The sequence below is a fragment of the Candidatus Methylomirabilota bacterium genome (genome assembly GCA_036001065.1).
GTDB lineage: Bacteria > Methylomirabilota > Methylomirabilia > Rokubacteriales > CSP1-6 > MNEF01.
The window spans coordinates 1-9,918 of record DASYUQ010000159.1 but is presented as its reverse complement, the minus strand read 5'-3'; the positions used below and the strand labels follow the sequence as shown (position 1 = coordinate 9,918).

At 70.3% G+C, this 9,918-nt stretch carries 9 protein-coding genes; all 9 read left to right on the top strand.

The window, feature by feature from the left end; all coding sequences use genetic code 11:
* Nucleotides 1-80 precede the first annotated feature (80 nt).
* Nucleotides 81-806 (top strand): GntR family transcriptional regulator, encoded by a 726-nt coding sequence (locus VGV13_15495; GenBank protein ID HEV8642496.1) that lies wholly within the window; start codon nucleotides 81-83, stop codon nucleotides 804-806.
* 4 nt (nucleotides 807-810) lie between these two features.
* Nucleotides 811-2,880 (top strand): hydantoinase/oxoprolinase family protein, encoded by a 2,070-nt coding sequence (locus tag VGV13_15490; GenBank protein ID HEV8642495.1) that lies wholly within the window; start codon nucleotides 811-813, stop codon nucleotides 2,878-2,880.
* 52 nt (nucleotides 2,881-2,932) lie between these two features.
* Nucleotides 2,933-4,663, top strand: coding sequence for a hydantoinase B/oxoprolinase family protein (locus VGV13_15485; GenBank protein HEV8642494.1), 1,731 nt, complete (start codon nucleotides 2,933-2,935; stop codon nucleotides 4,661-4,663).
* The gene (locus VGV13_15480) at nucleotides 4,663-5,823 is read left to right on the top strand and encodes an acyl-CoA dehydrogenase family protein (protein HEV8642493.1); all 1,161 of its coding nucleotides are present in this window, start codon (nucleotides 4,663-4,665) and stop codon (nucleotides 5,821-5,823) included. Before VGV13_15485 ends, VGV13_15480 begins: the two co-directional genes overlap by 1 nt.
* Nucleotides 5,824-5,921: 98 nt before the next feature.
* Nucleotides 5,922-7,091, top strand: coding sequence for a beta-ketoacyl synthase N-terminal-like domain-containing protein (locus VGV13_15475; protein HEV8642492.1), 1,170 nt, complete (start codon nucleotides 5,922-5,924; stop codon nucleotides 7,089-7,091).
* 16 nt (nucleotides 7,092-7,107) lie between these two features.
* On the top strand, nucleotides 7,108-7,536 hold the full coding sequence (locus VGV13_15470; protein HEV8642491.1) for an OB-fold domain-containing protein: 429 nt from the start codon (nucleotides 7,108-7,110) through the stop codon (nucleotides 7,534-7,536).
* A 95-nt stretch (nucleotides 7,537-7,631) separates the two neighbouring features.
* The gene (locus VGV13_15465; GenBank protein HEV8642490.1) at nucleotides 7,632-8,084 is read left to right on the top strand and encodes a metallophosphoesterase family protein; all 453 of its coding nucleotides are present in this window, start codon (nucleotides 7,632-7,634) and stop codon (nucleotides 8,082-8,084) included.
* Complete coding sequence (locus VGV13_15460) at nucleotides 8,081-8,464, top strand: cobalamin B12-binding domain-containing protein (protein ID HEV8642489.1); 384 nt, start codon at nucleotides 8,081-8,083, stop codon at nucleotides 8,462-8,464. Before VGV13_15465 ends, VGV13_15460 begins: the two co-directional genes overlap by 4 nt.
* Nucleotides 8,461-9,918 (top strand): methylmalonyl-CoA mutase family protein (locus VGV13_15455; protein HEV8642488.1); only part of this gene is annotated, 1,458 nt, incomplete at its 3' end. The genes VGV13_15460 and VGV13_15455, both read left to right, overlap by 4 nt.

Below are 9,918 nucleotides of genomic sequence, written 5' to 3'. Positions count from 1 at the left end.
CCGATCGTCCGCTCCGATTGACGGCGCCTGGCCGGGGTGGTAAATGTCTAGACAATTCTACCCGCGGGAGGTTAGCCGACGTGAACTATCGTCCTCGGATCCCCCGGTATCTCCAGATTGCCGACGCGTTGCGCGGCGATCTCCGCGGCGAGGGCGAGCGGATTGCCTCGGAGCATCAGCTCTGCGCGCGCTTCGGCGTCAGCCGGCCCACGATCCGGCAGGCGCTCGACGTCCTGGTCCAGGAGGGACGGCTCTACCGTCACGCCGGTCGTGGCACGTTCAGCACGCCGAGCCCGGGGGGAGACCGTCGCCTGCGGTACATCGGCTCGATCGGCGACATGATCGCGCTCGGCGACGAGACGTGGTTCAAGCTCATCGCCCGCGAGATGGTCCGCGTGCCCGCGAACATCGCCCAGTCGCTGCACCTGCCGCCCGGCTCCGAGGCCTACCGCGTGATCGGTGTCCGCCATTCCGACACCGGCCCCTTCCAGCACGTCACCGCGTACCTGCCGCCGGACATCGGAGCGGCGCTGTCCGACGAGGATCTGTCGAAGACCTCGCTCATCGGCGCCATCGAGCGCCAGCTCAGCCTCCCCATCAAGGTCCTCGATCAGGTGACCGACGCGGCGTTGGCGCCGCGCCACGTCGCCGAGCTGCTTCAGGTCCGACCCCGCACGCCGCTGCTGCTGTTCGAGCGCACGTACTTCGCCATGAGCGGCGAGCCCGTCGAGCACGCGATCACCTACCAGAGCGGCCGTCGCTACCCGTTCCGCGTGGTGCTGGCCCGTCCCGAGCGGCGGAGCTGAGTCCGTGCCGTATCGCGTCGGGTTCGACGTCGGCGGCACGTTCACCGACTTCGTGCTCCAGGCGCCGACCGGCGAGCTCACCACCGGCAAGCGCCTGACGACCTATCCGGATCCCTCGGAAGCGTGCCTGGCCGGGCTCGACGAGCTCGTCGCCGGGGACGGTGTGAGCTGGGGCGACGTGGCCCAGGCCGTCCACGGCACCACGCTGGGGTCGAACATCGTCATCGAGCGCAAGGCGCGCGGCGTTGGGCTGCTCACCACGCGCGGCTTCCGCGACGTGCTCATCATCGGCCGCCAGAAGCGCTACCAGGTCTACGATCTGCAGATCGAGAAGCCCGCGCCCCTGATCCCGCGGCGCCTCATCGGCGAGGTGACCGAGCGCGTGCTGGCCGACGGGTCCATCCGTACCCGACTGGACGAGGCAGACGCCCGTCGCGCCATCCGGGAGCTGGCCGGAAAGGGCGTCACCACGCTGGCGATCTGTCTGCTCCACGCCTACCTCAACCCGGTCCACGAAAAGCGCCTGGCCGCGCTGGTCGCCGACGAGGCGCCCGCTATCGCGGTCACCCTGTCGCATGAGGTATCGCCGACCTTCCGCGAGTACGAGCGCACGTCAACCACGGTCATCAACGCCTACGTGATGACGGCCCTGCGCGAATATCTGAGAGCGCTCCAGGCGGCGCTGGAGAGGCGCGGCTACCGCGGCCGGCTCTTCGTCATGCAGTCGTCCGGCGGCATCGCGACGGCGGAGGCGATGGAGCGTTACCCGGTGCGCATGATCGAGTCCGGCCCCGCCGCTGGCGCGCTGATGGCGGCGGCCTACGGCGAGCTGGCGGGCCATCGCGATCTCATCGCCTTCGACATGGGCGGAACGACAGCCAAGCTCGCGCTCATCGACAAGGGGCGGCCGTCCACGACGACGGCGTTCGAGCTCCACCGGGTCAACAACGTGCCGGGCAGCGGGCTGCCGATGAACATCCAGGCGATCGACCTCGTCGAGATCGGCGCCGGCGGCGGCTCGCTGGCCCGCGCGCGGCTGGGCGTCATCGCCGTCGGACCGGAGAGCGCGGGGTCCACACCCGGCCCCGTCTGCTACGGGCGGGGCGGCGTCGAGCCCACCGTCACCGACGCCGATCTCGTGCTGGGCTATCTGAATCCCGAGTTCTTCGCCGGAGGCGTGATGAAGCTCTCGGTGGGCGCGGCGGCGTGCGCCATCGAGGACCGCGTGGCCCGCCCGCTCGGGCTCGCGCTCGAGGAGGCCGCCTGGGGCATTCACCAGATCGTCAACACGAACATGGAGCTGGCCACCCGCGTCGTGTCGATCGAGCGCGGGCGCGACCCCCGTGACCTCACGCTGGTCGCCTTCGGGGGCTCGGGCCCGGTGCACGGCTGCCGGCTGGCGCAGGCCCTGGGCATCCCGCGCGTGATCCTGCCGGCGGCGGCCGGCGTCACCGCGGCCATCGGCCTGCTCGCCGCCGAGGTCAAGTTCGACGTGGCCCGCACCTACGTGCGGCGCCTCGATGCCGTGGACCCGGCGGCGCTCATCGCCATGTATGAGGAGATGGCGCAGCAGGCACTGGCGGTGGTGCGCGAGTCGGGCGTGTCCAGGGAGATCGTGATCGCCCGCTCGGCGGACGCGCGGTATGTCGGCCAGGGCTACGAGCTCACCGTGCCGGTGCCGCCCGGTCGCCTCGACGCCGCCGCGCTCGAACGGATCCGCCGGGGCTTCGACGAGGTGTACGCCGCGCGTTATGGCTACGCGAGCTCGGCCGAGCCGGTGGAGGCCGTCACCTGGAAACTCTCGGCGGTCGGCAGCGCCCCCCGCGTGGCGCTCGCCAAGGCGCCGTCGGAGTCCGAGGGCTCTCCACGCAAGATGGTCCGCAAGGCCTACGTCCCGGAGGCGCGGGGCTACGTCGACTGCCCGGTGTACGATCGATATCGTCTGGTCGTCGGCATGTCGCTCACCGGGCCGGCGATCGTCGAGGAACGGGAGTCGACGACGGTGCTGCCGCCCGGCGCGGTGGCAGCGGTCGACGAGTACGCCAACCTGGTGGTGCAGCTGGTGTCGTCATGAGCCATCCTGTGTCAACCCAAGAGTCGAGCGCCTCCGGGGCCCCCTCCGACCTATGAGCACGCTCGATCCCATCACGCTCGGAGTGATCTGGGGCGCGCTGCACTCCATCGCGGTGGAAGTCGGCACCACGGTGCACCGGACGGCATACTCCGAGCAGGCGCGGGAAGGCCAGGACTTCTCCGTGGCCGTCTTCGATCGCGCCGGCCGCATGGTGGCCCAGGGCCCCTACAGCCCTGGCCACATGGGGGCCATGTCCTTCGCGGTGAAGAACGCGCTGGCCGCCCATCCGGTCGAGACGCTCCGCCCGGGCGACGCCATCCTGCTCAATGATCCGCTGCTGGGCTCCGGCCATCTGCCGGACTTCTTCATCACGCAGCCGGCGTTCCACCGGGGCGAGCTGGTCGGCTTCGCCGTGAACATCCTGCACCACACCGACGTCGGCGGGCAGCGTCCGGGCAGCCAGGGCGTCCAGGGCATCTTCGACTACTTCCAGGAGGGCCTCCGCATCCCGCCCACGAAGGTCTGGAAGGAATACACGGAGGACGCAGGCGTCGTCGGCATCATCGCCGCCAACACGCGCACGCCCGAGAAGGTCCTGGGCGACCTCCGGGCCCAGCGCAGCGCGCTGCGGGTGGGCGAGCTGAGGCTGATCGAGCTCTGCGAGCGCTATGGCCGCCCGAGCGTCTTCGCGGCGATGGACGAGATCATCGCGCGGTCCGAGGCCAACATGCGGGCGGCCATCGGCCAGGTTCCCGACGGCGTCTACACCTTCGAGGACTTCCTCGACGACTATGGTCCCGGCACCGACCCGCTCCGCGTCTTCGTCACCGTCAGGGTGGACGGTGACACCATGGTGATCGACTACGAGGGCTCCGGGCCCCAGACGCCCTCGGGCCTGAACTCCTACATCAACTACACGCGCTCGTACTCGTACGCGGCCGTGAAGTGCCTCACCGATCCTTACGGCCCGATGAACGAGGGCGCGCTGCGCCCCATCACGGTCAAGGCGCCCGAGGGCTCGTTCCTCAACCCGCGGCCCCCGGCGGGGGGCGGGCCGCGCGCCATCATCTGCTATCGAATCTTCGAGGCGGTGATCGGGGCCCTGGCCCCCGCGCTCCCCGAGCGCGTCGTCGCCGCGTCCTCCCACTTCGCCAACCCGACCTTCGGGGGCCGGGACCGCGAGCGAGGCCGGCGGTTTGTCGCCTACGAGCTGGTGCTCTCGGGCACGGGAGCGCGCGCGGCCCGGGACGGCTGCGAGGCGATGGCCTCGGCCTTCAATGCTTCGAACATCCCCGTCGAGGCCCAGGAGGCGAACCAGCCGATCGTCGTCGAGCGCTTCGAACTGATGCGTGACTCGGCGGGAGCGGGGATGTTCCGGGGCGGCTGTGGCATCCGCCGCGACCTGCGCTTCCTCGCCGACGAGGGTCAGCTGACGAATCTCTCCGAGCGCCAGAAGTTCGCGCCCTACGGCCTCTTCGGCGGCCAGCCCGGGAAGCTCGCGCGCACGGTGATCGACCCGGGGCCTCGCCAGGAGGTGGTGCACGGCAAGGAGTCCCGCGAGTTCGCCTACGGCGACGTGATCTCGTTCCAGCAGTCCGGCGCGGGCGGCTACGGGGATCCCCGCGAGCGTGATCCCGCGCGGGTCCTCGAAGACGTGCTGGACGACTACGTCTCGGTCGAGGCCGCCGGCGCGGAGTACGGTGTCGTCATCACCGGCCACGGGCTCGATCTGCGGGTGGACGCCGAGGCGACCCGGCGCCGGCGCGCGGACAGGCGGCGGTGATGATCCGGTTCACGCCCGAGCAGGAGGAGTTCCGCCGGGCCGTCGCGCGCTTCGTGGACACCGAAGTGGTCCCGGTCGCCCAGGCCATCGACGAGAGCGCCGAGTTTCCCAAGGCGCTCTTCTCGCGCGTGGGCGAGCTGGGCTGGTTCGGCCTCCGCTATCCGGAGAAGTACGGCGGCGCCGACGCCGACATGGTGACCTACTGCCTGCTGGCTGAGGAGCTGGCCCGGGGGTCGATGTCGCTGGCGGCGGCGGCCGCGATGCAGTCGCTCATGGGCACCTCGCTCATCTACAAGTACGGCTCCGAGGACCTCCACCGGCGCTACCTCGTCCCGGCCCTCCGCGGCGACCTGGTGGCGACCTTCGCGCTGACGGAGCCGAACGCCGGCTCGGACGTGGCCAACATCACCACGCGTGCCGAGCGACGCGGCGACCGGTACGTGCTGCGCGGGGCCAAGACCTGGGTGACCAACGCGCCGGTGGCCGACCTGCTGACCGTGGCCGCCAAGACGTCGGCCGAGCGCGGCCTGAAGAACATCGCGCTCTTCCTCCTCGACCGGGCGACGATGCGGGGGATCACGCTGGGCCGGAAGATCGACAAGATGTCGGTGCGGGCGTCGGAGACGGGAGAGATCCTGCTCGACGACGTGGAAGTACCGGCCGCGCACCTGCTGGGCGGCGAGACCGGGGGCGTCGAGAAGGTGGGGACGATCCTGTCCGAGATCCGCGTGATGACCGCGGCGCTTTCGGTCGGGCTCGGGCGGGCCGCCTACGACGCCGCGCTGAAGTACGCCCGCGAGCGCCAGGCCTTCGGCAAGCCGATCGTGGAGCACCAGGCGATCGCGTTCAAGCTCGCCGACATGCTGACGTCCCTCCACGCGGCGACGCTCATGACCTACCAGGCGGCGGCCGCCATCGACGCCGGCCGCTCGATCGTCCGGGAGGCGGCGATGACGAAGCTCTTCGCCTCCGAGATGGCCGTGCGCGTCACCGACGAAGCGGCGCGCATCTTCGGTTCGTACGGGCTGGCGATGGAGTACCCCGTGCAGCGCTACTTCCGCGACGCGCGCTTCCTGCTGCCGGGCGGCGGCACCTCGGAGATCCTGCGCGTGGTGATCGGGCGCGAGCTGGACTGGGACCGGGGGCAGGCGTTTGCCTAGTGCCGTTCCAACTTGTTAATACTAAATCTGTCCACGAACGATGTACACGGTGCCTTCCTAGGCGCGAATAGTTGGAACGGCACTAGGGGGACGGCGCCATGAGGAAGGTCGCGCTCGTCGGCGCGGGAGTCGGGAAGTTCGGCGTGCGGAAGGCGACCTACCGCGACCTGATCTGGGAGGCGGGCAAGGCCTGCTTCGACTCGGTGCCCGCCCTCAAGCCGAGGGACATCGAGGGGCTGGTGGTGGGCTCGGTCATGCCGGAGCGCACGGCGTTCCAGAGCCACATCTCCTCGCTGGCCGCCGAGGCGCTCGGGATCAGGCCGAGCGCGCTCAGCGCACGCACGGAGCACATGTGCGCGTCGGGGACCGTGGGCCTCCGCTACGCTTACGCGTTCATCGCCGCCGGCCTCGCCGACCTGGTCATGGTGCTGGGGGTCGAGAAGCTCACCCAGCCCACGGCCGAGGAGGCGATCCTCAACATGGGCGCCGGCGTGGATCGGGAGTGGGAGGCCGCCTTCGGGCTGACGGCGCCGCCGTGCTTCGCGCTGGCCGCCCAGCGGCACATGGCCCGGTACGGCACGACCGAGGAGCAGCTCGCGCTGGTGGGCGTGAAGAACCACACCCACGCCGCCAAGAACCCCAACGCGCACTTCAACAAGGGCGCGACGCTCGATCAGGTCCTGTGCTCGCGCATGATCTCGAGCCCCCTCCGGCTCTTCATGTGCTCGCCGATCACCGACGGCGCCGCGGCCGTCATCGTCGCCGGCGAGGAGCGCGCGCGCGCCCTCACCGACACGCCGGTCTGGATCCGCGGCACCGGCCAGGCGCTCGACGGCTTCCAGCTCACGTCGCTCCCCGAAGACTACGCCCACTGGCCGGCCCTCGAGCGCACCGCCCAGCGCGCCTACCGCATGGCCGGCATCACGCCTCGGGACGTGGACGTCGCCGAGGTCCACGACTGCTTCGCCATCGCCGAGCTGATCGCCTACGAGGAGCTGGGCTTCTGCCCCAAAGGCGAGGCCGGCGCCTTCGTCGCCGCCGGGCGCAGCGACTACGGCGGCGACGTCGTCGTCAACCCCCGCGGAGGCCTCATCGGCTGCGGCCATCCGCTGGGCGCGACGGGCGTGGCCCAGGCGGCGGAGATCTTTGTCCAGCTCCGCGACGAGGCCGGCGCCCGCCAGGTTCCCGGCGCCTCGATCGGGCTCACCCACAACAACAGCGGGATGGGCGAGCATGTCGTGATGATCTACGGGCGCGAGGCGCCGTGATCGAGCGAGGGATGGCATGAGCTACTTCCGCGCGATCGATCCGTTTCCGCTGGAGTCACCGGACTGGAACAAGCTCGGCGAGTTCTACGCGCGGTTGGGGCAAGGACGGCTCAGCACGACCCGCTGCGCCGGGTGCGGGAGGACGGCGTGGCCCCCGCGGGCGTTCTGTCCCGAGTGCTGCTCCGACCGGTTCGACTGGGTCGACCTGCCGTCGGAGGGCACCGTGCACGCATTCACCGTGCAGGAGACGGGGCTCCCGGCGGGATTCGATGGTCCGCGGATCTTCGCCATCGTCAAGGTCCACGGCCATCGAGTCTTCTCGATCATCGTCGAGGGCGATCCGGGCCGGATCACCCTCGGTCAGCGCGTGAGTCTCAAGCCGTTGCGCATCGCCGATGACCCCAAGGGCAACCCGCGCTGGCTGCCCGCGTTCACTCCGGTATGACGGGCACGATCAAGAAGATCCGGGTGGCAGTGCGAGCCGCAGGAGGGACGCGGGCTGGGTCCCGCGCCTCCGAGGCGAGCCGGCGAGAAGTCGGCGTGATCTCCGACACGCATGGCCTCCTCCGGCCCGAGGCCATCGCCGCGTTACGGGCCGCCGACGCCATCGTTCATGCCGGCGACGTCGGATCACCGGAGGTGCTGGAGGCGCTGGCGGCCATTGCGCCGGTGACGGCCATCCGGGGCAACAACGACCGCGGCGCCTGGGCGGAGAAGCTCCCGCTCACCGAGGTCCTCGAGATCGACGGCGTGCTCCTCTACGTGCTCCACGATGTCAAGGAGCTCGACCTCGATCCCCGCGGGGCCGGGTTCGCCGCGGTGATCTCGGGCCACTCTCACCAGCCGCGTCAGGAGGAGCGGGACGGGGTGCTCTTCTTCAATCCCGGGAGCGCGGGCCCGCGCCGCTTCAAGCTCCCGGTGGCGGTCGGACGGCTCCGGATCGACGGTGGGCGGGTGCGCGGAGCGCTGCTCGAGCTCGAGGTCGAGCCATGAAGGTGCTCATCGCCAAGCCGGGGCTCGATGGCCACGACCGCGGCGCCAAGGTCATCGCCCAGGCGCTGCGCGATACCGGGATCGAGATCGTCTACACCGGGCTCAAGCGGACGCCGGAGGAGATCGTGCAGGAGGCGATCCAGGAGGACGTGGACGTGATCGGCCTCAGCATCCTCTCCGGCGCCCATTTGCCGCTGTCGCGCCGGGTGCTGGAAGGTCTCAAGGTCCAGGGCGCGTCCGACATCAAGGTGGTCGTGGGCGGCATCATCCCGCCCAAGGACGTGGAGGCGCTGCTGGCACTCGGCGTCCACCGCGTGTTCCCCATGGGCACCCCGCTCCCCGAGGTCGTAGCGGCCTTTACCAAGGAGGCGCGTCGATGATGAGGGAGGTCATCCTGCACGCGGGCATTCCCGTCAAGCCGGTCTACGGGCCGGAGGATCTGGCCGGCCGCGACTTCGAGCGGGACATCGGCCGGCCGGGCGAGTATCCGTACACGCGCGGCATCCACCCGCGCATGTACCGCGAGCGCCTGTGGACCATGCGCCAGTACATCGGCTTCGGCACGCCGGCCGAGACGAACGCGCGCTTCAAGTACCTCATGGCCCACGGCCAGGACGCGCTCAACGTCGCCTTCGATCTCCCGACGCAGCTCGGTCTCGACTCCGACGACCCGCGCGCGGAAGGCGAGGTGGGCCGGGTCGGGATGGCCATCGACACCCTGGCCGACATGGAGCAGGCCTTTGCGGGCATCCCGCTCGACCGCGTGAGCGTGTCGCTCACGATCAACGGCATGGCGGCGCCGATCACCGCGATGTACTACGCCGTCGCCGGGATGCAGGGCGCCGCCGCGGCCCGCGTGGTGACGACGCCGCAGAACGACATCCTCAAGGAGTTCGTGGCGCGCGGCACGTGGGTCTACCCGGTGGAGCCGTCGCTCCGGCTCGTCGCCGATCTCATCGAGTTCTCGGCGAAGCACTATCCGCGCTCGAACCCGGTGTCGGTGTGCGGCTACCACATCCGCGAGGCGGGCTGCACGACGGCGCAGGAGATGGCGTACGGCCTCGCGATTGCGAAGGCGTACGTCGAGCTGATGCTCGCGCGCGGGATGGCGGTGGACGACTTCGCGCCGCGCATCTCGTTCAACTTCACGGCCTGGGGCAAGATCTTCGAGGAGGTCGGCAAGTTCCGCGCCGGCCGTCGGCTCTACGCGCGGATGCTGCGCGAGCACTTCGGAGCCCAGAATCCGAAGTCGTGGGCGTTCCGCAGCCTCATCGGCGGTGGCGGCTCCGCGTTCACCATGCAGGAGCCGGAGAACAACATCGTGCGCGGCGCGTACATCGCGCTCGCGGCCGCGCTTTCGGGTGCGCAGACGATGGCGCTGCCGACGTACGACGAGGCGTACACGATCCCGTCGGCGAAGGCGCAGCTCATCGCGCTGCGCACGATGCAGATCTGCGCGGAGGAAAGCGGCGCCGCGGACACCGCCGACCCGCTCGGCGGCTCGTACTACGTCGAGGCGCTGACCAACGACATGGAGCGCCTGATCCAGGAGGAGCTGGCCCACGTCGAGAGGATGGGCGGCATCGTCGAGGCCGTGAAGACGGGCGCCATCCAGGCCGAGGTCGCGCGCCAGGCCTATCTCTTCGAGCAGAAGCTGAACTCGGGCGAGGTCCCGAAGGTCGGCGTCAACTGCTACGTGGCCGACGGCGCAGCCGAGGCCGATCACGCCGTCGAACTGTACGCGTTCGATCAGACCGTGGCCGACGCGCAGATTGCGAAGCTGAAGAAGATTCGGTCGGAACGGGACGATCGGGCGGCCCGCGCCGCCCTGAGT